This is a genomic window from Oryzomonas japonica, from assembly GCF_008802365.1.
Lineage (GTDB): Bacteria > Desulfobacterota > Desulfuromonadia > Geobacterales > Pseudopelobacteraceae > Oryzomonas > Oryzomonas japonica.
The window spans coordinates 164,464-187,290 of record NZ_VZQZ01000006.1 but is presented as its reverse complement, the minus strand read 5'-3'; the positions used below and the strand labels follow the sequence as shown (position 1 = coordinate 187,290).

21 protein-coding genes are annotated in these 22,827 nt (G+C 60.5%); 13 read left to right on the top strand and 8 right to left on the bottom strand.

What is annotated here, in order from left to right; genetic code table 11:
* Window positions 1–173: 173 nt before the first annotated feature.
* The gene (locus F6V25_RS11160; RefSeq protein WP_151128669.1) at window positions 174–2,543 is read left to right on the top strand and encodes an NADH-quinone oxidoreductase subunit B/C/D; all 2,370 of its coding nucleotides are present in this window, start codon (window positions 174–176) and stop codon (window positions 2,541–2,543) included.
* Here the strand turns inward: F6V25_RS11160 and F6V25_RS11155 are convergent.
* Together F6V25_RS11155 and F6V25_RS11150 are read right to left on the bottom strand one after the other, a co-directional pair.
* On the bottom strand, window positions 2,540–3,670 hold the full coding sequence (locus F6V25_RS11155) for a response regulator (protein ID WP_151128649.1): 1,131 nt from the start codon (window positions 3,668–3,670) through the stop codon (window positions 2,540–2,542). The genes F6V25_RS11160 and F6V25_RS11155 overlap by 4 nt on opposite strands.
* A complete protein-coding gene (locus F6V25_RS11150; RefSeq protein ID WP_151128648.1) occupies window positions 3,660–7,550 on the bottom strand; it encodes a PAS domain S-box protein in 3,891 nt (1,296 codons plus the stop codon). Before F6V25_RS11150 ends, F6V25_RS11155 begins: the two co-directional genes overlap by 11 nt.
* A gap of 257 nt (window positions 7,551–7,807) precedes the next feature.
* Between F6V25_RS11150 and murA the strand changes: the two genes are divergently transcribed.
* From murA to F6V25_RS11130, 4 genes are all read left to right on the top strand, one after another.
* Entirely contained in the window at window positions 7,808–9,061 is a 1,254-nt protein-coding gene (gene murA / locus F6V25_RS11145; protein WP_151128647.1) for a UDP-N-acetylglucosamine 1-carboxyvinyltransferase, read from the top strand.
* Between the two features lie 56 nt (window positions 9,062–9,117).
* The gene (gene hisG / locus F6V25_RS11140) at window positions 9,118–9,765 is read left to right on the top strand and encodes an ATP phosphoribosyltransferase (protein WP_151128646.1); all 648 of its coding nucleotides are present in this window, start codon (window positions 9,118–9,120) and stop codon (window positions 9,763–9,765) included.
* 217 nt (window positions 9,766–9,982) lie between these two features.
* Window positions 9,983–11,272: a histidinol dehydrogenase gene (gene hisD / locus F6V25_RS11135; RefSeq protein WP_151128645.1), complete on the top strand. Its 1,290-nt coding sequence runs from the start codon at window positions 9,983–9,985 to the stop codon at window positions 11,270–11,272.
* A 468-nt stretch (window positions 11,273–11,740) separates the two neighbouring features.
* Window positions 11,741–13,369 carry a methyl-accepting chemotaxis protein gene (locus F6V25_RS11130; protein WP_151128644.1) on the top strand — a complete coding sequence of 543 codons (1,629 nt, stop codon included), beginning with the start codon at window positions 11,741–11,743 and terminating at the stop codon, window positions 13,367–13,369.
* 129 nt (window positions 13,370–13,498) lie between these two features.
* Here F6V25_RS11130 and F6V25_RS11125 read toward each other — a convergent pair whose 3' ends face one another.
* Window positions 13,499–14,197, bottom strand: coding sequence for an LrgB family protein (locus F6V25_RS11125; protein ID WP_218043549.1), 699 nt, complete (start codon window positions 14,195–14,197; stop codon window positions 13,499–13,501).
* 1 nt (window position 14,198) lies between these two features.
* Window positions 14,199–14,612, bottom strand: a complete 414-nt coding sequence (locus F6V25_RS11120) for a CidA/LrgA family protein (protein WP_218043548.1) — start codon at window positions 14,610–14,612, stop codon at window positions 14,199–14,201.
* Between the two features lie 101 nt (window positions 14,613–14,713).
* Here F6V25_RS11120 and F6V25_RS11115 point away from each other — a divergent pair, with 101 nt between their 5' ends.
* Together F6V25_RS11115 and F6V25_RS11110 are read left to right on the top strand one after the other, a co-directional pair.
* Window positions 14,714–15,613 carry a LysR family transcriptional regulator gene (locus tag F6V25_RS11115; RefSeq protein ID WP_151128642.1) on the top strand — a complete coding sequence of 300 codons (900 nt, stop codon included), beginning with the start codon at window positions 14,714–14,716 and terminating at the stop codon, window positions 15,611–15,613.
* Between the two features lie 134 nt (window positions 15,614–15,747).
* A complete protein-coding gene (locus tag F6V25_RS11110; RefSeq protein WP_151128641.1) occupies window positions 15,748–15,936 on the top strand; it encodes a hypothetical protein in 189 nt (62 codons plus the stop codon).
* Between the two features lie 121 nt (window positions 15,937–16,057).
* Here F6V25_RS11110 and F6V25_RS11105 read toward each other — a convergent pair whose 3' ends face one another.
* Together F6V25_RS11105 and F6V25_RS11100 are read right to left on the bottom strand one after the other, a co-directional pair.
* Window positions 16,058–16,243 carry a hypothetical protein gene (locus tag F6V25_RS11105; protein ID WP_151128640.1) on the bottom strand — a complete coding sequence of 62 codons (186 nt, stop codon included), beginning with the start codon at window positions 16,241–16,243 and terminating at the stop codon, window positions 16,058–16,060.
* Between the two features lie 4 nt (window positions 16,244–16,247).
* Window positions 16,248–16,430, bottom strand: a complete 183-nt coding sequence (locus F6V25_RS11100) for a helix-turn-helix domain-containing protein (protein ID WP_151128639.1) — start codon at window positions 16,428–16,430, stop codon at window positions 16,248–16,250.
* 272 nt (window positions 16,431–16,702) lie between these two features.
* On the opposite strand from F6V25_RS11100, the gene F6V25_RS11095 reads away from it, so the two are divergent.
* Complete coding sequence (locus F6V25_RS11095; protein ID WP_151128638.1) at window positions 16,703–16,918, top strand: ferredoxin; 216 nt, start codon at window positions 16,703–16,705, stop codon at window positions 16,916–16,918.
* 37 nt (window positions 16,919–16,955) lie between these two features.
* Entirely contained in the window at window positions 16,956–17,069 is a 114-nt protein-coding gene (locus F6V25_RS17500) for a 4Fe-4S domain-containing protein (RefSeq protein ID WP_420849977.1), read from the top strand.
* Between the two features lie 78 nt (window positions 17,070–17,147).
* On the opposite strand, the gene F6V25_RS11090 is transcribed toward F6V25_RS17500, so the two are convergent.
* A complete protein-coding gene (locus tag F6V25_RS11090) occupies window positions 17,148–18,392 on the bottom strand; it encodes an MFS transporter (RefSeq protein ID WP_151128637.1) in 1,245 nt (414 codons plus the stop codon).
* Between the two features lie 150 nt (window positions 18,393–18,542).
* Between F6V25_RS11090 and F6V25_RS11085 the strand changes: the two genes are divergently transcribed.
* The 4 genes from F6V25_RS11085 (at window position 18,543) to hisB (ending at window position 21,691) form a co-directional block, all read left to right on the top strand.
* A complete protein-coding gene (locus F6V25_RS11085; protein ID WP_151128636.1) occupies window positions 18,543–19,451 on the top strand; it encodes a LysR substrate-binding domain-containing protein in 909 nt (302 codons plus the stop codon).
* A 69-nt stretch (window positions 19,452–19,520) separates the two neighbouring features.
* Complete coding sequence (locus tag F6V25_RS11080) at window positions 19,521–19,784, top strand: hypothetical protein (protein WP_151128635.1); 264 nt, start codon at window positions 19,521–19,523, stop codon at window positions 19,782–19,784.
* A gap of 145 nt (window positions 19,785–19,929) precedes the next feature.
* A complete protein-coding gene (hisC, locus tag F6V25_RS11075; protein ID WP_151128634.1) occupies window positions 19,930–20,982 on the top strand; it encodes a histidinol-phosphate transaminase in 1,053 nt (350 codons plus the stop codon).
* Between the two features lie 121 nt (window positions 20,983–21,103).
* Window positions 21,104–21,691 carry an imidazoleglycerol-phosphate dehydratase HisB gene (hisB, locus tag F6V25_RS11070; protein WP_151128633.1) on the top strand — a complete coding sequence of 196 codons (588 nt, stop codon included), beginning with the start codon at window positions 21,104–21,106 and terminating at the stop codon, window positions 21,689–21,691.
* 81 nt (window positions 21,692–21,772) lie between these two features.
* Here the strand turns inward: hisB and ybgF are convergent, their stop codons facing one another.
* Window positions 21,773–22,606, bottom strand: a complete 834-nt coding sequence (gene ybgF, locus F6V25_RS11065; RefSeq protein WP_151128632.1) for a tol-pal system protein YbgF — start codon at window positions 22,604–22,606, stop codon at window positions 21,773–21,775.
* Window positions 22,607–22,827: the final 221 nt, after the last annotated feature.

Here is a 22,827-nt window from a genome sequence, read left to right as displayed (position 1 = left end):
CCAGGTTGTCCAAAAATAGTCAGATCGGCGCACCCGCAGAAGGCCCTGAGGAGGCGTAGCAGCGCTACGCCGCACGAAAGGGCCTTCGAGGATGGCGGCGAGATGACTGTTTTTCAACAACCTCTCAACTTTGCGTTTCAGAGGTGCCTGCCTTGTACGATAAACCGGACAACATCATCCCAACCCCCGATAACATCATCCTGACTCGCCTCGACGACCTGATCAACTGGGGGCGGGCCAATTCACTCTGGCCCATGTTCTTCGGCCTCTCCTGCTGTTTTGTGGAGATGATGACCTCCTTCACCTCGCGCCACGACATTTCCCGCTTCGGAGCCGAGGTGCTGCGGGGGACCCCCCGCGAGGCGGACGTGATGGTGATCGCCGGAACGGTTTTCAAGAAGATGGCCCCCTCGATCCTGCACCTCTACGAACAGATGGCCGAGCCGCGCTGGGTGATCTCCATGGGGAGTTGTTCCAACTCCGGCGGCATGTACGACGTGTACAGCGTGGTGCAGGGGGTGAACCAGATCCTGCCGGTGGATGTGTACGTGCCCGGCTGTCCGCCCCGGCCCGAGGCATTCCTCCAAGGGTTGATGCTGCTCCAGGAAAAGATCAAAACCGGGGAACGCCCGGCCCGGCCGGTGCTGCACCTGGCCGGCGGCTGTCAGGGGACAACCGTCCCGCTCCTCGTGGACGGGGAGACCAAATCCCGGGATACCCGCGGACCGGGCATGGCGGCTATCCCGATCCGGGGAGCCGCCGTGGGGCATCCCGCCATGTTTCAGCCCCGCTCGGACGAACAGTGGCGCCCCCCCGCGCCGCACCACCCCTACCCGGATTTCGGGCTTCCCGAAGAGATCGGCCCCCTGTTCGGCGATCGGGTGACCATCGACGCCACCGCAACCGACATGCTCACCCTGCGGGCGCCGGCAGAACTGGTTCCCGACCTGCTGCGCCACCTGAAAGAGCGCCCCGGCGCAGCCTTCAAACGCCTGGAGGACATCGCCGCTGTGGACGACTCCCTCCGGCGGGACCGGTCCCGGTACCGGGACTTCACCCTCAACTACCACCTGCTCTCCTTCGACCAGCCCGGCTATGTGCGCGTCAAATGCGAACTGGCGGGGGAATTCCCGGAAACGCCCAGCGTTACCCCGGTCTTCCCGGTCGCCGACTGGTACGAGCGGGAGGTGTTCGACATGTTCGGTATCCGCTTTGGCGGCCACCCCAACCTGCGGCGCATCCTGATGCCTCATGACTGGGAGGGGCACCCTCTGCGCAAGGAGCACCCCTTCCGCGCCACGGAGATGGCGCCCTACACCGTGGATGACGCCCGCCGCCACGCGCCGCTGCCCGCCTCGGACTTTTTCGAACGGATCAACGAGGGGGAGATGGTGCTCAACCTGGGGCCGCAGCATCCCGGCACCCACGGCATCATCCGCTGCATCCTCAAGCTGGACGGGGAGGAAATCCGCGACATCGACTTCGACATCGGTTATCACCACCGGGGGGCCGAGAAGATCGCCGAGCGCCAGCACTGGAACCAGTTCATCCCCTACACCGACCGCATCGACTACCTGGCCGGGGTACAGAACAACCTGGCCTATGTCTCGTCGGTCGAACGGCTCTGCGGTATCCAGGTACCCGAGCGGGCCCAGTACATCCGCGTCATGCTGGCCGAACTGTTCCGCATCGCCAGCCATCTGGTCTGGCTCGGGACCTTTGCCGCCGACGTGGGGGCCATGACGCCGGTCTTCTACACTTTTACCGACCGGGAGTTGATCTTCGACATTGTGGAAATGATCACCGGGGGGCGCATGCACCCGGCCTGGTTCCGCATCGGCGGCGTGGCCGAGGATCTGCCCGAAGGGTGGGAGGCGCCGGTAAAACGGTTTCTGGCATGGCTGCCGCCCCGGCTCAAGGAGTACGAACAACTCGTGGGCGGCAACCCGATCTTCCGGGCGCGCCTCAAAGGGGTCGGCGTCATCTCGGCGGAAGACGCCCGGGAATGGGGGCTCTCGGGCCCCAACCTGCGCGCCTGCGGCATGGAATGGGATTTGCGGAAAAAGATACCCTACGGCGGGTACGAGCGATTCGCGTTCGATGTGGCCGTGGCCGAGGGGGGAGACTGCTGGGCGCGCTATCTGGTGCGCATGGAGGAAATTCGCCAATCTTTGCGTCTGGTGGAACAGGCCATGGACGGGATGCCCGACGGCCGCTGGATCACAAACGACTACCGCTACGTGCTGCCCCAGAAGCGGGACACCCTGAAGGACATCGAGTCCCTGATCCACCACTTCGTCAACAGCACCCGGGGCATGACGCCGCCCACGGGGGAGACCTACGCCGCCATCGAGGCTCCAAAGGGGGAGAACGGTTACTTTGCCGTCTCGGACGGCCTGAACATCCCCTACCGGATGCGCATCCGCACCCCCAGCTTCCCGCACATCCAGGCACTACCGGTCATGAGCCGCGGCTGGCTGGTGGCCGATTTTCTGGCAATCCTGGGCTCGGTGGATTTCGTCCTGGCCGATCTCGACCGCTAGCCGCCGAGGGGCAGTGGCTGCTGACGCGCATGCCCCCCGCATGATGCCGGCTCCTGGGACTGGCTGGCGTCGAAGATCTCCGCAAACTCATCCTTGATCTCATCGAACGTGGCCAACACACGCGGATCGAAATGCTCCGGCATGGTTCTGCCGTCGCCGTTCAGGATGATGTCGCAGGCCGTGGCATGGTCAAAGGCCCCCTTATAGACCCGCTCACTCCGCAAGGCGTCATACTGGTCGGCCAGCATGGTGATCCGGCCGGCAATGGGGATGGTTTCCCCCCGCAGACCGTAGGGATAGCCGCCCCCATCCCAGCGTTCATGGTGACTGGCCGCGATGGTCGCCCCCATCTGGAGCATGCTGTGGGCCGACCCCTGGAGAATCTTCTCGCCGATGACCGTATGCTGCTTGATGGTCTCAAATTCGGCGGACGTCAGCGCCCCCGGCTTGAGCAGGATCGAGTCGGGGATGCCGATCTTGCCGACGTCGTGCATGGCGCTGGCAATGTGGATCTGCTCAATGAAATCATCCGTCATGCCCAGGGCTGTCGCCAGTTTTTTGGCATACAAGCCGATGCGCAGAATGTGCAGCCCGGTGTCTTCGTCCCGCAACTCGGCCGCCGAGGTGAGCCGTTCGATGATCTCGCGGCTCATCTTCGTCAACCTGCGCAGGGCCTCGGCCAGTTCCGAAGTCCGCTTCTCTACCGTGATCTCCAGTTCCCGCTTGTAGTTCTTTTCAATCTGGGTCAGGTGTTTGTAGTGGACCCCCTTTTCCACCGTATGGATGAGATAGGGGGGACTGTACGGTTTGATGATGAAGTCGAAGGCCCCTTTCTGGATGGCTTTGACGGCCGTATCCAGGTCCGCGTAGGCGGTCATGAGCACTACCGGCGTCTCCCGGTCCAGGAAGCGAATCTTCTCCAGAAGTTCGATGCCATCCATATGGGGCATGTTGATATCGGTCAGGACCAGGTCCACCGGCCTGGTCACGAACTGCTTGACCGCTTCGTGGCCATTGGCAAAGGCCTGAACCGTGAAACCGTATTCGTCGAGAAGCGTCGAGACGCTCTCCAGCACGAAACGGTCGTCGTCAACCACAAAGATGTTCCCGGTTGTTTCACTCCCCATGGCCCAGCACCTCGCGAATTTTCATAAGCAACTCCTTGGGCATATATGGTTTGGCGATGAAAGGCAAGCTTTCATCCAAGACCTCCTGCGAACGAACGATCTCTTCCGTATACCCGCTGGTGAAGAGCACCTTTACCCCCGGATTGCCGGCACGGATGACCTCGTAAACCTCCCGCCCCTTCATTTCCGGCATGATGACATCCAGGATGAGCAGGCCGACCTGTTCGCGGTTTTCGCGGAACCTGTCCAAGGCCTGTTGGCCGTCCTCGGCCTCAATAACCGCATAGCCGAACTCCTCCAGCACCTCCCGGGAAAAACGGCGTGTGGACTCGTTGTCGTCGGCCAGAAGGATCACCTGTTTTCCAGCCTGCGGCGGCACCCGGGGCGATTCCTGCTCATCGCCCTTGGGCTCCGCGTCCGAGCAGGGGAGATAGATGCGGAAAGTGGTTCCCCTCCCCTTCTCGCTGGTGCATACAATACACCCGTTGTGTTTTTTGACGATGCCGTAGGCGATGGAGAGGCCGAGCCCGGTTCCCTTGCCGGTCCCCTTGGTGGTAAAGAACGGCTCGAAGATATGGCTGATCGTCTCCTCATCCATGCCCTGGCCGGTGTCGGAGACCGCCAGCACCGCAAAGCGGCCGGGTTGACCGAGACCGTTCATGACGGCAAACGAACTGTCCAGGTCCACCAATGCGCTTTCGATGGCGATCTCGCCCCCACCCGGCATCGCATCCCGCGCGTTGGCGGCCAGACTCATCACCACCTGTTCGATCTGGACGCTGTCCACCATGACCGGCAGTTCTTCGACGGCCAGGCGGGTGGTGAGGTGGATATCCTCGCTGATCAACCGGTGAAGCAGTTTCTGCACCCGCTCGACTATTTCGTTGAGATTGATGTGGCGGGTAATCGTATGCTGCTTGCGGCTGAAGGCCAACAGTCCCTTGGTCAGGCTGGAACCCCGCTCGGCAGTGGCCAGGATCTGCTCCACCCCATTACGGAAGGGGCTCTCCTCCGGCAGCTTGATCTGCATGATGCTGGCATACCCGATGACCGCGGTCAGGATATTGTTGAAGTCATGGGCGATACCGCCGGCCAGTTGCCCGATGGCCTCCATCTTCTGGGAGTGGTGCAGCTCGCTCTCCAGCTGCTTGCGGTCGGTAATATCCTCGTTGATGGCGATAAAGTGGGTGATCAGGCCGTTTTCATCCCTGATCGGCGCTATCAGGGCCTGTTCCCAGTACAACTCGCCACTCTTCTTGCGGTTATGAAATTCCCCGCGCCATTCGCGCCCGCCCAGGATCGTCTCCCAGAGCAGGCGGTATTCCGCCGGGCTGGTGGTGCCGGATTTGAACATGCGGGTGTTCTGGCCGACCGCCTCGGCGGAGGAATATCCGGTAACCTCGCTGAAACGGGGGTTGACGTATTCGATGGTGCCACCCGTATCCGTAATAATGATGGAGGCCGGATTTTGCTCCACGCCGACCGTGAGTTTCCTCAGGCTTGCCTCGGCCTTCTGGCGCTCCGATAATTCCCGTTGAACGGCATCGTAGAGTTGGGCATTATCCAGGGCCACGGAGGCCAGTTCGGCAAATTGCGTCAGAATAGCCATATGCTCTGCGTCGAACAACTGCCCATCCTTGAGGAACGCCAAACCGAGCACGCCGATCACCCTGTTATTCGACTTCAGCGGAACGCCGACCATCGCCCGCAGCACCATGCGGTCGGCGTCGGGAAGCCGGTGTTCCCATTGGCTGTAATTGTCGACGTGAAACGGTTCCCCCGTTCTCCAGACCCACCCCGCAATCCCGTCGTGGGGCCCAATGGGGCGATGCACAAAGTCTTCAAAGACCCCGCTCTGGTAGACCATGTCCATTGCACTCCCCTGTTCGTTCAACAGGTAGACATAACAATGTTCGGTCCCCACCAGCTTGCCGGCGCGAACGAGGATCGCCTGCAGGAGGCTGGGCACGTCCAGGCGCCTGACAAGCCCCAGAGAGGTCTCGTGAAAGGCGGTCAGGTATTCGTTCTGGCGCCGCAAAAGCTCCTCGGCGCGCTTGCGGTCGCTGATATCCCTGGCCACGGCCATGATCGCCTTGTCACCGTTGAAATCGATCAGGCGGGCCTTCACCTCCACCGGCAGGGTGACGCTGCTCCTGCAACGGTGGCAGGTTTCAAAAGTGATCTGCCCCAACTCCATGACGAGGGCAAACCGTTCGGGGTTGTGGGGGAAGTACTCGGGGGTATCCAGATCCCCAATCTGCATGCCGATGAACTCCTCGCGGTGGAAACCGTAACGGTTACACGCCTCGTTGTTCACCTCGAAGATTCTGCCGTCCTTGTGGATAATAAAGATTGCATCGCTGGACTGCTCGAAGAAGAGCCGGAATTTTGCCTCGCTGGCAATGGTGGAAAGCTTGGCGCGTTTCAGGAGCGTGATATCGGAGAAACTGCCGCGCAGACCGACATAGGCGCTGTTCTGACCAAAGACCGGCCGACTGAGATAGTTCGTCCATCGTATCTCGCCGTTCTTGGTGACGATCCGGAACTCCACCGGCTCGACAAAATCGGCGGTTGCACCTCCCCGGTACTGTTCATCCCAATGTTCCCGGTCATCCGGGTGGATAATGGAACTCAACAGGCCGGGAGCGGCATAAAACTCCTCGGGGCTGTATCCGGTGACGTCGCTACAACTGGGAGAGACGTAGTGCATGGTCCCGCGGTCCGGGGCAACCCAGAAGACCATCTCCGAGGAAAAATCCACTACCGTGCGATACAGCACCTCCCGCTTGGCAAGCTCCTCCTGCTGCTGGTCCGCCTCCTTGAGCAGACGGTTAAAGGCCTGGGCCAGTATGGCCGGTTCATCGTCCCCCACAGAGGGGAAAAGGCGGTCGGCGCCTGTTTTCGTCGAGAGAGTTTCCACATGCCTGGTGAGGGCCAGAATCGGCGAGGTCAGCCGGGAGAGGACGCGCCGCAGCAGCAGGGCAGCGAGCAGGGCGATCGGGACAACGATCCCCAGAAAGAGGGCATTCGCCTTTTGGATCGGCTCATAGGCCTGGGCGATGGGATAGTTTGCCGCGATAATCCAGTTCTTGCTCTTGAGGTGCTTGAACGACGCCAGCGTGCGAACCCCGCGGGAGGTTATCGTTTCGTCGGTGCCGTCAAAGCCTGCAATGGCGCGGTCCAGCAGCGGGTTGGCACCCGGAAGGGGCGTCCCCTTCACACCCACCTGGGGATCGGAATGAAACAGGGTGACCCGGTCGGTATTGACGACATACAGGTAGCCGTTCTTGCCGATCTTGACATCGGAAAGCTTGCCCAGGAACGGGGAGCGGGTCAGGTCGATCCCCCCTCCCACTACCGCGACCAGGACGCCCCCCTCGTCGAACACCGGTGCGGTGAACATCAGGGCCGAATGATGGTGTTCCTGAGACGACACATAGGGGTCGGAAATAATCGGTTTCCGTGTGGCAAAGGTCTTTTTCAGGTAGTCGCGGTAGGAAAAGTCTTTCCCCGAACGTTCCAGCCCCCGGGGCAACTCCGCCATCAGGCGGCCGTGCCGGTCGAAAATGAAGAAGCCGTTATCGAAGGTGGCAAGGTGTTCGCTTTGCCCTCTCAGGAATTCCAGCGCTTTTTGGGGGGTGGAGATCGTTTCGGGCGGGGCCATGCGGGCGATGGCGACCAGCGACTCGCTGGTGGAGGCCACCTGCCGGTCGATCTCATCCGCCAGAACCGAGACGATCTGGTACTGCTGTTCGGAGACCCCCTCCTTGACGCGCGACTCGAGGATCCTTTGGGAGAGCAAAAGAATCCCAGCCAGCACACAGATGGAGATGATGGGGTACACAAGGCTTACTTTCGTTTTGAGGGAAAGGGTCCGCATCGCAACATTTCCGGAATCAATGGTGTTTTCACGCCGAGCGCATCATTACGGGGCATTATATTCGGGCACAGGTTCGAAATCATAGCATAGTTATTCAGCCGAACCCAAAAATAAAAAACCACTCATTTGCCGGAACGTGTCGTCCGCCCTCTATGCCGGTGCCTCATCGCCCGGCATTAGGCCAACTTTTTCTTGGACAAGGTGTACCCCATCGAGTAATATGGACCGAATAACTGTCAATAAAAGGGAGAAAAAGGGTGGATAAGCTTGTCATCAAGGGTGGGAAAAAACTAGCGGGCGAGGTGCGGGTCAGCGGTTCCAAAAACGCCTCCCTGCCGATCTTCGTGGCCACCATCCTGAACTCCGGGATGAACCAGATCAGCAACGTACCCTTCCTGCGGGACATCAACACCACCATCAAGGTGCTGGAATCCCTGGGCGCCACCATCGAAGGCAACGGCAACATCGTCAGGATCGACTCCGCGGGTATCCGCAACCACGAGGCGACCTACGAACTGGTAAAAACCATGCGCGCCTCGGTGCTGGTTCTGGGGCCGCTCCTGGCCCGCTTCGGCAAGGCGCGGGTCTCCCTGCCCGGCGGCTGCGCCATCGGCGCCCGCCCCATCAACCTGCACCTCAAGGGGCTCCAGGCCCTGGGGGCCGAGATAAATCTGGAACACGGCTATGTGGAGGCCAAGGCCCGTCAGTTGAAGGGGGCTCGAGTCAACTTCGACATCTCCACCGTGGGGGGTACCGAGCACCTGCTGATGGCCGCTGCCCTGGCCAAGGGGGAGACGGTCCTGGAGAACGCCGCCCGTGAGCCGGAGATCGTCGATCTGGCCCAGATGCTCAACCTCATGGGAGCCAAGATCGAGGGGGCCGGAACCGACACCATCCACATCCAGGGGGTCACCGAACTCTCCCCCGTTTCCTACTCCGTCATGCCGGACCGCATCGAGGCCGGCACCTTCATGATCGCCGCGGCGATCACCGGGGGCGACGTGAAGATCCACGGCATGAAGCTGGAGCATCTGGACGCGCTGGTTTTCAAACTCCAGGATGCCGGGGTGGAGATCACGAGCCACGACAACGTGGTACGGGTCAAGGCACCTAAGAAGATCCGCAGCATCAACATCAAGACCCGCCCCTACCCCGGCTTTCCCACGGATATGCAGGCCCAGTTCATGGCCCTCATGTGCGTGGCCGACGGGGCGAGCGTCATCAGCGAGAACATCTTCGAAAACCGTTTCATGCACGTCTCCGAGCTCCAGCGCTTCGGGGCGGACATCACCATCGAGGGGAACAGCGCCACGGTCAAGGGGGTCAAGAAACTCTCCGGCGCGCCGGTCATGGCCACCGACCTGCGGGCGTCGGCGTCCCTGATCCTGGCCGGCCTGGCCGCGGACAACGTCACCGAGATCTCCCGCATCTACCACCTGGACCGGGGGTATGAATCCATCGAGAAGAAGTTGGCTGGGCTGGGAGCGGACATCAAAAGAATCAAAGAGTGACGATAAATAGGTACCCCCCCCCGCTGGGGGGAGGAGCTAAAACGAAAAGGTTCCCTATGAACGACTGGATTACAATCGCAATTCCCAAGGGCCGCATCCTGGAAGAATCGGTGGAGCTGTTCGGCAGGATCGGCATCGACTGCCGGGAACTGCTCTCCGACTCCCGCAAACTGATCTTTGAGAATGCCGAACAGCGCATGCGCTATATGATCGTGCGCGCCACCGACGTCCCCACCTACGTGGAGTACGGCAGCGCCGACCTGGGCATCGTGGGCAAGGACACGCTCATGGAACAGGGCAAGGACCTGTACGAACCGCTGGACCTGAAGTTCGGCTACTGCCGCATGATGGTGGCCGAACCGGTCAACCTGGCCAAGAACGACGACCCCTCCGGCTGGTCCCATATCCGCATCGCCACCAAGTACCCCCATGTGGCCGAGACCTATTTCGCCTCCAAGGGGATTCAGGTGGAGATCATCAAGCTGTACGGCTCCATCGAGCTGGCCCCGCTGGTGGGGCTCTCCGAGCGGATCGTGGACCTGGTGTCCACCGGCGAGACCCTGCGCCAGAACGGCCTGGTGGAGGTGGAGAGCATCGCCGAGATCACCACCCGGCTGATCGTCAACCGCGCCAGCCTCAAGACCAAGTACCAGCGGATCACCGAAATCATCCAGGGATTGGAACGAGAGCTTCAGTCCGCATAAACCTTAAAACGGCACTTCTGCCACAGAGACGCAGAGACACAGAGAAAGTCACTGTAGGGGCGCATTGCATGCGCCCTGATTGGGCGAACAGCAGTTCGCCCCTACGATTCGGACAATTAACCACCGAAATAATAACCCTTTGAAATATTTATCTCAGTGTCTCTGTGGCTCTGTGGCAAATGTTTTTTCTAGGATAAACGCTGTAAAGAGGGTCTCCATGCTATTTCTCGATATACGCGACAACGATTTTACTGCGAAGTTCGGCACCATCCTCGCCCGAGGCGAAGAGACCGGCCGGGAGGTGGAACAGACCGTGCTCGGCATCATCGCCGACGTGCGCAAGCGGGGCGACGCAGCCGTGCTGGAGTTGACTCGGCGCTTCGACCGTCTGGAGGCGGCCTCCGTGGCCGAGCTGGAGGTCACCCCCGCCGAGATCGAGGCGGCCTTCGCCCAGGTTGCAGAGGCGGACGCGGCGGCGCTCAAGCTGGCCGTGGAGCGGGTGGCCCGGTTTCACGAAAAACAGAAACAGCAGACCTGGATTTCCACCGAGGAGCCGGACATCATGCTGGGGCAGAAGGTCACCCCCCTGGCGCGGGTCGGCATCTACGTCCCGGGCGGCAAGGCCAGCTATCCCAGCAGCGTGATCATGAACGCCGTGCCGGCCCGTGTGGCGGGCGTCGGCGAGATCATCATGGTGGCCCCCACGCCGGGGGGACAGATCAACCCCCACGTGCTGGTAGCGGCCAAACTGGCCGGGGTGGACCGTATCTTCCGCATGGGCGGGGCCCAGGCGGTGGCGGCCCTGGCCTACGGCACCGAAACCATCCCCAAGGTGGACAAGGTCACCGGGCCAGGCAACATCTATGTGGCCACGGCCAAGAAGCTGGTCTTCGGCCAGGTGGGGATCGACATGATCGCCGGGCCGAGCGAGATCCTGGTCATCAACGACGGCAGCGGCAACCCCGTCCACATCGCGGCAGATCTCCTCTCCCAGGCCGAACACGACGAATTGGCCTCCTCCATCCTCATCACCACCGACCGCGCCTTTGGCGAGCGGGTGGCGGCCGAAGTGGAACGCCAGTTGGCCCAACTCTCCCGGGAGGCCATCGCCCGCGCCTCGTGGGACAAGTACGGCGCCGTCATCGTGGCCGCAGACCTGGACGAGGTCATCGCTTTCTCCAACCGTATCGCGCCGGAGCATCTGGAACTGGCCGTCGCCGATCCCTTCGCCATCCTGTCCCGCATCACCAACGCCGGGGCCATCTTCATGGGGCACTGGACCCCCGAGGCGGCAGGCGACTACCTGGCCGGGCCGAACCATACCCTGCCCACCGGCGGCACGGCCCGCTTCTTCTCCCCCCTGTCCGTGGACGACTTTGTGAAGAAATCCTCCATCGTCTATTTCTCTGAAGGCGGTTTGAAACGGTTGGGGAGCGACATCATGCGCATCGCCGGGCTGGAAGGGCTGGAGGCCCACGCCAAGTCGGTGGGTAAACGGCTGGAATAGACGAGAGGCACTATCGAAACGATGTAAAAGCACCCGGAGGCGATCCGGGTGCTTTTTTGTGTGCTGACGATGGCTTCGTGGGGACAGCCTTGAAACGGCGTTCTTCAACAGCGTGATGTGCCCGTTTAATGTGTGTTTACCGAGCATAGCAGGATGTTTGGGTTATTGATCCGAGGCAAAGGCAGGCTGGCTGTTTTAAAAGAGCGGAGAGTACCATGAGAAACAGTTGGACGCTTTTCACGTATCGTTCTGTCGCACAACCGACCAGTTTCACGGTGATTATTTCTATTATCAGTGCAACCGATATATCCAATATCCGTATACAAAAAAATGCGCTTGACTATTATACATACGAGTTATAGGTTAATAATTTTAAATAATAATACTCACATATTGGTAGAATTGGTCCGCGAATTTATTTAGCTGTTCATTCTGATCAATATCTGAAAACGAAAGGGTAAAATTCTGATGAAATCGTGGTCTGATCTAAGGATAGGAACAAAACTATTAACCGGTTTTATGTTTTTGGCTGTTATCGCCGCAATTGTTAATGGCATAAGCTCGCTCCGCCTGGCGGAAATCAAGAGGATGCAGCAGGAACTGTCCACGCAAGATATTAAGCCGATGAAAGATATTGTGGAGCTTACCGAGGCCTTCCAGAAGATGCGGGTGGCTATCCGCGATACCTCCCTGGCGCAGACGCCGGAGGCTTTGGCAAAGGCCAACGCTGCCGGGAAGGAAAGTTTCAAGGCAGCTAACGAAGCATTGACCGCCATCGGCGCCAGTTCCGAGAAGTCCAAAGCCCCGGCTGAAGCAATGAAAGATCTCATTACCAGGGTAGAGACTATTTACGGCAAGGTTGGCGCCCTGATGGCTGCGGGCAAGAGTGCCGAGGCCGACGGCCTTCTCAGGGAGCCCAGCTCCGCCCAGATAGTCAAGGACTGCACGGAGCAACTCAAGGCGTTGACCGCAACCAAGATCAGCCATGGCAATAAGAACACCGAAGCCGCCATAGCCATCACGAATTCTTCGCTGATTCTGTCCATCGTCTGCGCGGTGGTCATGGTGCTGATTGCTGTCGTTTTCGGTTCTTTGATTACCCGTTCCATAACAGGGCCGGTCCAGGCTCTGGCGAAGCAGGCGGAAAAGATCGCCGCCGGCGACCTGACAGTGAAGATTACGCACGACTCCCGGGATGAAATCGGCACGCTGGCCGCCTCCTTTGCCAAGATGACCGAGAGTCTGCACGACACCCTCCAGAGGGTCAGCGACACCTCGGCTCAGGTGGCGACCGCGTCGAACCAGCTCCAGTCCGCATCGGAACAGATCGCCACCGGGGCGGAAGAGGTTTCCGGTCAGGCCCATACCGTGGCGACCGCCAGCGAGGAGTTGTCGGCCACATCCGGCGATATCGCCCAGAACTGCCATGCCGCGGCCCAAGGTGCCCAGCAGGCGACCGGCGCCGCCCAGACCGGTGCCGCAGTGGTCGCCCAGACGGTCAGCGTCATGACCCGCATCGCCGGACGGGTCAACTCCACAGCCCAGAGTGTCAGTGGGCTCGGAGCCCGGTCGGATCAGATCGGCGCCATCATCGGCACCATCGAGGACATCGCCGACCAGACGAACCTGTTGGCCTTGAACGCCGCCATTGAGGCGGCCCGGGCCGGGGAGCAGGGACGCGGTTTTGCCGTTGTCGCCGATGAGGTCAGGGCCCTTGCCGAACGGACCACCAAGGCGACCAAGGAGATCGACACCATGATCAAGGCGATCCAGACGGAAACCAAAGAGGCGGTTTCAACCATGGAGGAGGGGGTCAAGGAGGTGCAACAGGGGACGGAAGAGGCGTCGAAATCAGGCGAGGCCATTCAGGAAATCCTGGAACAGATCAACTCCGTCACCATGCAGGTAAGTCAGATCGCCACGGCGGCCGAAGAGCAGTCGGCGACCACCAGCGAGATCACCAACAATATCCACCAGATCTCCGAAGTGGTCCAGCAGACGGCCCAGAGTTCCCAGGAATCCGCCGATGCGGCCGGGCAACTCGCCAAGCTGTCGGATGATCTCCGCTCCCTGGTCAACCAGTTCAGATTGGCATAGGCGAAGATGCGAGAACGGCGGCCGGGAGTTTGCGGCCGCATCAAAAGATACCATCAGAGGCACCCGGAGACGATCCGGGTGCCTCTTTTTTGTGTGCTAGCGGAGATGCATCGCCCTGCCATGGCCCAGCTACTTGCCGGTCATGCCCAGGCAATAGACCAGCACGGGAGTCGCCAGCACGTTGAACAGACCGACGAGCACCATGACCAGACCGGCGATGGCGCCGACCTCCTGATCGATCTGATGCGCCTTTGCCGTCCCGGCTCCGTGAGCCCCCATCCCCAGGAGGGCTCCTCGCGAAAAGACCGAGCGCAGCGGCAGATAGTTGATCAATCCCTCACCCAGCGCCGCCCCCAACACCCCCGTGAGCACCACGAACACCGCGGTGAGCCCCGGCGCGCCGCCGATGTCGCCGGAAACGGCCATGGCGAACGGCGTGCTCATGGAACGGGGCAGCAGGCTCAAGCGCAAGCTGTCATTCAGGCCAAGCAGGTTGGAGAGTTCCCACGAGGAAACCACCGCCGTTGCGCTCCCCGCTACGACGCCCACCACCAGCAATCCCCAGTGCCGGCAGATCAAAGCGCGCTGCTCGTAAATGGGCACGGCAAAGGCGACGGTCGCCGGCCCGAGCAACGCGACCAGCCAGTGGGTGCCCCGGATATACTGGGCATAGCTGACGTGGAACAGGAGCGCCGCCACGATGAGCAGCACCGGCGTAATGAACAGCGGCGACGACAACATGCACGACTTGCGCCGGTACAGGGCTTTGCCCAGGGCATACAGCCCAATGGTCAGCACGGACCAGAACGCGGCCTGAAACAATGGCATATTACTTTGCAACATCCACATCCTCTTTTCCCAACCGATAACAGATATCGATGGCCCCCGCCGTAACCGTCATGACGGTAAGCGTCCCCAGCACGATCACCGCGAGGATCTTCAACCCCAGCAGCCCGAGAAATTCCGGGTGGTCCAAAACAGCCAATACCGCCGGGACAAAGAACAGCAACATCTCGGCAAGATACCACTCGGCCCCCCGGCGCACCGTCCGAACCCGCAGCCGTTTGCCGACCAGCAGGGCCAGCATGATCAACAACCCGACAATAGAGCCGGGGATCGCAAGGCCGGTGACCCGTACGATGGCTTCCCCCAGTGCCCAGAACAGCAAGATAACCAGAGCCTGAAACGGACTGCTCTGACGGAAGCGCCGCAGCCAGAGGCTCATGTGTTGATAGATGGTCATACCCTTTCCTCTCCTCATATTTACTGTTTGTATAATATCCCCGCCCATGATATTCGTAAAACGAATTAAATTCATACAGATTATTCCCAATAGGACTAAACATGGAAATGAGAACATTGCGGGCCTTTGTCGAGGTGGTGCGCCACGGGGGCTTTTCACGAGCAGCAAAGACGCTGTACGTGACCCAGTCGGCCGTGAGCAAGGCCGTAAAGCAGCTTGAGGAGGAGCTGAGCCTCCAACTGGTGGACCGGATCGGCCAGGGGTGCAAGATGACGGCGGCGGGAGAGGTGGTCTACCGGCGGGCGCTCACGATCCTGGCCCAGGGAGACGATCTGAAAGCGGAACTGGAGGAGTTGCGGGGACTCAAGGGAGGCACGCTGCGCCTCGGGGTGCCGCTCATCGGCAGCAATACCCTCTTTGCTCACTGGTTCGCCGCCTTTCGCAGCCGCTACCCCGGCGTGGACCTACGGCTGGTGGAGCACGGCAGCAAGCGTCTGGAAGAACTGGTGCTGGCGGGGGAACTGGACCTGGCGGCAACCTTGCTGCCGGTGGGAGCGGAGTTCGAGTGGCAGGAGGTATGGCGCGAGCCCATCGATGTGCTTCTGGCGGCGGACCACCCCCTGGCGGCAGCGGACCGGCTCACCTTCGCGGCGCTGAAGGACGAGCCGTTTATCCTGTACGGGCCGGGCTTCGCCCTCAACCCGATGATCATGGAGGCCTGCCGGGAAGCGGGATTCACGCCCAAGGTCGCGGCAAACTCCAGCCAGATCGACTTCATCATCGAATTGGTGGCCTCGAAGCTCGGCGTCGCCCTGCTGCCCCGCATGATCGCGGAACAGCGTCACCATCACCTGACAAGATGCATCCCGGTTGATCAACCGGCAATCTTTTGGCATATGGCCCTGATCTGGCGGCGCGGGGGTTATCTGTCACACGCCGCCCAGGCATGGTTGGGGCTGGCGGGTGAACCGGGGATTCGGCTCACCCCGGAGCGGGGTTAGGCCCCCATTTATATAAAGAACGCCCCATTTTCTTATTTTCCCCTTGTTTCCTCATTTCCCTTTTCAATTACTCGTTATAATCACCCGAATGAGTGAACGCAAAACATCCACACCAGGGAAATGAGGATTGACCGATGAAAACACATATCTGCGTAAAAACGGCACTTATGCTGGCAACAATCTCGATGCTGTCCGGTTGTCTCGGGTGGCCGTATGAAGGCGGCGGCGGTGGCGGACGTGGCAACGGGAGCATAAGCGGCGGCAGGGGCGGCGGCTTATTCCATGATGAGCAGCGCGGCGGCGATGACGGCGGCCGTCGTTGATATGAGAAAAACCATGGGGACCAGGTCGACACTCTTCAAGCTATCGGCATTTTTTGAGGCGTGCCGGCCGGGTCCCTGCCTTTCTCTCGAATCACGCCAAACCCGCCTAACAGCAGAATAGCTACTTTTTCCAGTAAGCAATGGCCGGCCTGATCGCCAGCAGGACCGCAACCACAAGAACCACCCACACATACGGCAGGACAGCCGCATGGAAATACGCCCCCGCCGCAATACCGAACAGGAACGCGCACCACTTCAGCAGCCACACATCCCACCAGTTCCAGATCTTCGTTATGAACAGCCTCATGACATCACACCGAAGGGGTCATGTTCAATTCCTGCTCGATGTCGTCGCCATTCAGCAGGATCACCTTGCCCTTGCCCCCTTCGGTGCGCAGCACGCCATTTTCGATCCAATTTTGCAACTGCTGGTTGGAGACTCCGAACTTGGCTGCCGCTTCGTCGATGGTGTACCAGTTTTTCGTCAATGACATGGCTCGCTCCTTTTACACGGGATGACATGAGTCATTATACCATATCCTGACCGATCGGCAGTAACCCTCGGAACTCGAAAGGCGCGGAGGGCGGCGCTGCCTTTCCCGATGTATGGAGTGCTCGCTTGGCTCCCCCTCTCCCCTCCCCGGACAATTTGCAAGCGGCCCCCGAAACTTCTGCTATTCTTTATGTGTGAAATGACGCTGGCCGGGCGCAGAGAGCAAAGAACGCCCATACGCTTAGTCACGGGACACGGGAAAGGCGGCATAAAATGAGAATAGCGTATGTTGATCAGGAGGCCTGTATCGGCTGCGAACTCTGCGTAACAAACCTTCCCCAGGTTTTTCGCCTGACGGAGCATGGAAAAGCGGAAGTGTTCGATCCGGGGGGAGAGACTGAAAGCACGATCCAGCAGGAGGCCATGGATATTTGTCCGGTTTCCTGCATCCATTGGGAGGAAGAAGCGCGTGCGTTCAAGGTAGAATGAGTACCGAGGGGTNCTGACGGAGCATGGAAAAGCGGAAGTGTTCGATCCGGGGGGAGAGACTGAAAGCACGATCCAGCAGGAGGCCATGGATATTTGTCCGGTTTCCTGCATCCATTGGGAGGAAGAAGCGCGTGCGTTCAAGGTAGAATGAGTACCGAGGGGTCGCGTCCGCATTCCCCGATGATGCGGAATGCGGACGCGCCCCCTGTTCTGGTGTAGGGCAAACCTCCTAGCGGCTGGGAGCCGCGGGCCACAACCGCACCGCCAACGCTCCGGTTGACGTCGCCGTAGCCAGGGCCGTAACCGCCATCCATCCCCATTGCGCCTGCACCATGCTGCCCAGTGCCGAACCGGCGGCCATGCCGATGAACATGCCCACGAACATAATCGCGTTGAGCCGGCTGCGTGCGCCGGGATCGATACCGTAAACAATGGTCTGGTGGGCGATCAGTGTGGCCTGCACCCCCAGGTCGAAACCGACGGCACTGGCGGCGAAGAGCCACAATTGGGCATGGGGCGAAAGCAGCGGTGACAGGAACATGGCCGCGAACGACAGGGCAACGAGGCTTGCTCCCAGGCGCGTGACCTGTTCCGGCCCGCGCCGGTCGGCAAGGTGGCCTGCGAAGGGGGCGGCCATGGCGCCCGCCGCCCCGGCCAGGCCAAAGGCGCCCGCTGCGGCACTGCCCAGATGGAACGGCGCGGCATGCAGCATCACGGCCAGGGTGGACCAGAAGGCGCTGAAACCGACCGACAACAGCCCTTGGGCCAGGGCCGCCCGGCGTAAGGCACCGTGACGCCGCCACAGGTGGACCAGCGAGTTCAGCAACTCGCCGTAGGAATCCCGAATGGTCGGCCGGAAGCTGGGGAGGCTGCGCCAGGCCTCGAATCCGACCAGGACGATACTGGCGGCCGCACCGTAAAAAACAGCGCGCCAGCCGAAGTGTTCCGCCACGTAGCCGCTCACCACGCGGGACAGGACGATCCCCAGCAGCAGCCCGGTCATCACCGTGCCCACCACCTTGCCCCGTTGCGCTTCCGGCGCCAAGTGGGCGGCTGAGGGCACGATATCCTGAGCCAGCGTGGCCGAGAGGCCGATCCCGAGGCTGGCCGCCAGCAGGGGCCCGATGGACGGCGCAACGGCGGCAACGAAGAGCGCCAGAACCAGCACCGCTGCCTTGGCAAGAATAATACGCCGCCGGTCGTAGCGGTCACCCAGGGGGGCCAAGAGCAGGATGCCCAGGGCATAGCCCAACTGGGTCAAGGTCGGCACCCAGCCCACTGCGCGGTCCGAAGCGCCGATGTCCGCCCCCAGCACGCCAAGCATCGGTTGGCTGTAATACAGCGAGGCGACGGACAGGCCGGCCCCTGCCGCCAGGAAGAGCACCAGGGCGGCGGACAGCGTGCCGGCCTGGTCCCGTGGAGTGTTGGGCGCCGTGGCGCCATCTATGGTTTGCGCTGTTTGAAGGGAAGTCATACGATAATCTCCTTTGTTTGTGAGGCCGTTCGTTCGAACGTCCGAGTACGTAGGTGCTCGCCGTCTCTACTTCACATCCTAAAGAAGCTTTATATATTTGTGAAATATATAATTATTGTAACACTTATACGTTTTTGTTATATATAAGCAATGGAACTACGACACCTGCGCTATTTCGTGGCTGTGGCATCGGAGCTGAACTTCTCGAAGGCGGCCGATAAACTTCTGGTGGCCCAGCCGGCCCTGAGCACACAGATAGCCGACCTGGAGCGGGATATCGGCACGCAGTTGTTGTTCCGCAATACGCGGACGGTTCAACTGACTGCGGCCGGGAAGGTCTTTCTGGAGGACGCCCGGTCAATTCTGGCGGCTACGGAATCGGCAAAGGACAAGGCGATGCGTACGTCACGGGGCGAGGAGGGCGAACTGTCCATCGGTTTCTTTGCAGCGCCGATAATGCACGTTCTCCCGGAAATGATCCGCAGCTATCGGGCCATGTATCCAAACGTCACGATACGGATGCATGAGTTGACGCCGGACAGGCAGTTGGCCGCCTTTGCCCGGGAGGAGATCGATATCGGGTTCACCCGCCCGCTGCCGCCGGGTCATCCCGACCTGGCAGCGCAGGTGCTGTTTCGGGAGAACCTGCTTGCGGTGATGGCAGAGACCCATCCGCTGGCATCCCGCCAGCGGGTAGAGCTTGCCGAGCTTGCCCAGGAAGCGTTCGTGCTTCTGGATCGAATGGTGGCGGTCGGCATGTACGACCACATCATTTCCGCCTGTCGGACGGCAGGTTTTTCACCGTCAGTCGTTCACAGCCCCGACCTGATGGCAACGGTCCTGACAATGGTGGCCGCCGAACTGGGGGTCAGCGTCGTGCCCGAAGGAGTCAGGAATCTGCGTCGCAGGCAGGTGGCGTATGTGCCGATTTCGCCCGCTCTCGATCCCATACCGCTCGTCATGTGCTGGCGCGCGCAGGCGGATTCTCCACCCCGCGACGCTTTTTTGCAACTCGTCCGGGAGCGGGCCGCGGCAATCCAGGAAGAGCTAAAGCGATAAGGGAGTTGCGAGCATCGCGGAGAGACAGCTCGGGTAAAAGCAAGAGTTTACAGGAGGGACGGCGAGATCATGAAGGCGGAGATCTATTCCATTACGTACCGGATACCCTTGACGGATGCCCAACAGGCGCGGCTCGACCGGAAGTGGCCCGACGGCGACCCGTTCATATCCTATGAAAAGATCGCATCCCTGCTGGAGCCGCTGCCGGTGGAAGACCTGGACTGGTCCAATCATACCGGCCAGTATTTCTACTTTACCGTGCACGGGGACGACCGGGAAGGCACGGTAGCGGAGGTCATCGAACGGCTCGAACGGAAGCTGGGGGACAAGTGATGTCGTGAGATTCCCGGGAGGGTCGGGCTGGCAGGCTATTCCTTCAGGAACTCTGCGCGGTTGATATGGACACCGTAACGGTCTTCGCCCTCCCCCGCGTTTCAGACTTGAACACAACGCCCAAGCGTGATATTTCTCATACATTATGAACCGACTACGACCCAACATACGCGACATGAAGGGGTATGTCCCCGGCTTCCAGCCGGACGACGTGGCCTCGTGGATCAAGCTGAACACCAACGAAAATCCCTATCCGCCGTCACCCAGAGTCGTGGAGGCCATCTACGAGGAAGTAGGCGTGGACGGCGCCCTGTTGCGCACCTACCCCAGCGCCTCCAGTTCGAAACTGCGCGAGGCGGCCGGCGAACTGTACGGCTTCGATCCATCATGGATCATCATGGCCAACGGTTCCGACGAGGTGCTCAACAACCTGATCCGGGCCTGCGCCGGCGAAGGCGAGGAGATCGCCCTCGTCCACCCCTCCTACTCCTACTACGCCACCCTGGCGGAGGTTCAGGGGGCCAGGGTCCGCTGTTTCGGCCTGACGGACGACTTCCGCATCGCCGACTTCCCGGAGCGCTACGAGGGCAAACTGTTTTTCCTCACCTCCCCCAATGCGCCGCTCGGCTTCGCGTTCCCCCAGGAGTACGTCGAGAATCTGGCCCAACGGTGCAGCGGCCTGCTGGTGATCGACGAGGCCTATGCCGACTTTGCCGACGCCAATGTGATGGAACTGGTGAAAAAATACGACAACGTGGTGGTGACCCGCACCTTTTCCAAGAGCTACGCCCTGGCCGGCATGCGCCTCGGCCTAGCCATCGCCCGGCCGGAGATCATCGCCGCCCTGGACAAGATCCGCGACCACTACAACCTGGACCGTCTGGCCCAGGCGGCCTGCGTGGCCGCGCTGCAAGACCAGCCCTATTTCCGCAACAGCTGCACCCGCATCCGCGAGACCAGGGAGTGGTTCACTCAGGAGTTGATCGTCATCGGCTATCAGGTGATCCCGTCCCAGACCAATTTCGTCTTCGTCTCCCCGCCCGACCGGAACGGCAAGCGGGTCTACGAGGCCCTGTACGGCCGCAAGATTCTGGTGCGCCTCCTGTCCGACCCGCTCTTGGCCCACGGCCTGCGCATCTCCATCGGGACCCGCGAGGAGATGGAACTGACCCTGGCGGCACTCAAGGAGATCGGGTAGAGTCCGTTGTTTTTATGTGACTTATAGGTCTTATGGGACTTATATGTCCCATTTATCCCATAAGTCCTATCTCCCCCGCGGGGGGAGGGGGATTTTGCAAAAGGCACTACAGGGAGGTCATATGTCACGATGCGCCGCACTAGAACGGATCACCCAGGAAACAAAGATCAAGCTGGCGCTGGACGTGGATGGCAGCGGCCAGGCCACGATCTGCACCTCGGTCCCGTTTTTAGACCACATGCTGAACCTGTTCGCCCGGCACGGCCTTTTCGACCTCAAGATCGAAGCCTGCGGCGATATCGACATCGACTTCCACCATACGGTGGAGGATATCGGCATCGTGCTGGGCGAGGCGTTCAAACAGGCCCTGGGCGATAAACAGGGAATCCGGCGCTACGGCCAGGCCACGGTGCCCATGGACGAGACCCTGGCGGCGGTGGCGGTGGACATCTCCGGCCGCCCCTACCTGGTGTACAACGTGCGGCTCCCCAAGGTGAAGCTCGGCGAGTTCGACGTGGAACTGGCCCGGGAGTTCTTCCAGGCCTTTGCCAACCACTGCGGCCTGAACCTGCACATCAACGTGATGTACGGCGACAACGTGCACCACATCCTGGAGGCCTGCTTCAAGGCGATGGCGCGGGCCCTGGATACGGCGACCCAGCTCGACCCGCGGGTGCAGGGGGTCATGTCCACCAAAGGGGTCCTGTAACACAAACGCCCCACGATCCAACGAAAAAAGGGCGACCCCCGCGGGTCGCCCTTTCTGTTTTCATCATCCGCACCATCCCGCCTATTTGATCTCCTTCAGCAATTCCTTGGCCTTCTTCGCCTCGTCGCTCTTGGGATACCCCTCCACCAGCTTCTTCAAGACGTATCGGGCGCTCTTGGCGTCCTTGATGGCCTTGAAGGACATGGCCTGTTTGAGCATGGCAGCCGGGACCTTATCCTTGGTCGGATACTGTTTGATCACCTCCTGGTACGCCAGGATGGCCGGTTCATATCCTTTTTCGCTGTAAAAGGTCTCGCCGATCCAGTACTGGGCATTGGCGGCCAGGTCGTGCTGGGGATACTTGTCCAGGAATTTGGTGAAGATATCCCGCGCACCGGGCATGTCGCCCGCCTTGAAGAGCTCCAGCCCCTTTGTATAGAAGGATTCGGGGGTAACGACCTCTTCCTTTTTCGGCAGGGAGGCGAGGTCGCCCATCTTCTTGCCCAGTTCGTCGATGGCCGTCTGCAACTTCATGACCCGGTCTTCCAGGGTGAGCATGCGCTTGTCCGCATCCTCACGGTAGCGGGTCAGATCATCCGTCGGCTTTTTGGTGGCGATGGCCAGATCGTCCGCCTTGCCGTTCAGGGCCTGGATCTCGGTCCTGAGACTGTCCATGGAGGCCTGGATATCGGCGGAGAGCTTGCGAACCGCCGTCACGTCGGATTTGTATTCCTTCTCGATGGAGCCGATCCCCTGTTTGGACTCGTCCCTCACCCCCCCCAGGTCCTTTTCCACGGAAAACAGCCTGGTCTTGACGGCATCCACATCGCTGCGGACCACGTCGAGCGAACTTTGGGTAGCGCAACCGGCAAGCCCTGTCATGGCGGCCAAGAGTGCAAAATATGCATATTTCATCAGGGAATACTCCTTTGATGGTCGTTATGGTGTGCACGCAGTACAGGCTCTTTATATATCATGCCGTCCGCGCCATGACAAGTGGGAGGCGGGCCAGGCCAAAAGAGAGGAAACATGCGGCAGGGCGCAGGAAATAACGCTTGACAATCAACCGCTATTCAATTAACAATTTTTCGTTTCTGCATGTGAAGAGAATTGCCTGATTATCGGCTATTTATATC

Excerpts from the sequence above, each read along its gene's own strand:
- F6V25_RS11155 (WP_151128649.1), bottom strand. The coding sequence starts at position 3,670 with ATGGGGAGTGAAACAACCGGGAACATCTTTGTGGTTGACGACGACCGT.
- F6V25_RS11150 (WP_151128648.1), bottom strand. The coding sequence starts at position 7,550 with ATGCGGACCCTTTCCCTCAAAACGAAAGTAAGCCTTGTGTACCCCATC.
- hisG (WP_151128646.1), top strand. The coding sequence starts at position 9,118 with ATGAACGACTGGATTACAATCGCAATTCCCAAGGGCCGCATCCTGGAA.
- hisD (WP_151128645.1), top strand. The coding sequence starts at position 9,983 with ATGCTATTTCTCGATATACGCGACAACGATTTTACTGCGAAGTTCGGC.
- F6V25_RS11130 (WP_151128644.1), top strand. The coding sequence starts at position 11,741 with ATGAAATCGTGGTCTGATCTAAGGATAGGAACAAAACTATTAACCGGT.
- F6V25_RS11125 (WP_218043549.1), bottom strand. The coding sequence starts at position 14,197 with ATGCCATTGTTTCAGGCCGCGTTCTGGTCCGTGCTGACCATTGGGCTG.
- F6V25_RS11120 (WP_218043548.1), bottom strand. The coding sequence starts at position 14,612 with ATGACCATCTATCAACACATGAGCCTCTGGCTGCGGCGCTTCCGTCAG.
- F6V25_RS11115 (WP_151128642.1), top strand. The coding sequence starts at position 14,714 with ATGGAAATGAGAACATTGCGGGCCTTTGTCGAGGTGGTGCGCCACGGG.
- F6V25_RS11110 (WP_151128641.1), top strand. The coding sequence starts at position 15,748 with ATGAAAACACATATCTGCGTAAAAACGGCACTTATGCTGGCAACAATC.
- F6V25_RS11105 (WP_151128640.1), bottom strand. The coding sequence starts at position 16,243 with ATGAGGCTGTTCATAACGAAGATCTGGAACTGGTGGGATGTGTGGCTG.
- F6V25_RS11100 (WP_151128639.1), bottom strand. The coding sequence starts at position 16,430 with ATGTCATTGACGAAAAACTGGTACACCATCGACGAAGCGGCAGCCAAG.
- F6V25_RS11095 (WP_151128638.1), top strand. The coding sequence starts at position 16,703 with ATGAGAATAGCGTATGTTGATCAGGAGGCCTGTATCGGCTGCGAACTC.
- F6V25_RS11090 (WP_151128637.1), bottom strand. The coding sequence starts at position 18,392 with ATGACTTCCCTTCAAACAGCGCAAACCATAGATGGCGCCACGGCGCCC.
- F6V25_RS11085 (WP_151128636.1), top strand. The coding sequence starts at position 18,543 with ATGGAACTACGACACCTGCGCTATTTCGTGGCTGTGGCATCGGAGCTG.
- F6V25_RS11080 (WP_151128635.1), top strand. The coding sequence starts at position 19,521 with ATGAAGGCGGAGATCTATTCCATTACGTACCGGATACCCTTGACGGAT.
- hisC (WP_151128634.1), top strand. The coding sequence starts at position 19,930 with ATGAACCGACTACGACCCAACATACGCGACATGAAGGGGTATGTCCCC.
- hisB (WP_151128633.1), top strand. The coding sequence starts at position 21,104 with ATGTCACGATGCGCCGCACTAGAACGGATCACCCAGGAAACAAAGATC.
- ybgF (WP_151128632.1), bottom strand. The coding sequence starts at position 22,606 with ATGAAATATGCATATTTTGCACTCTTGGCCGCCATGACAGGGCTTGCC.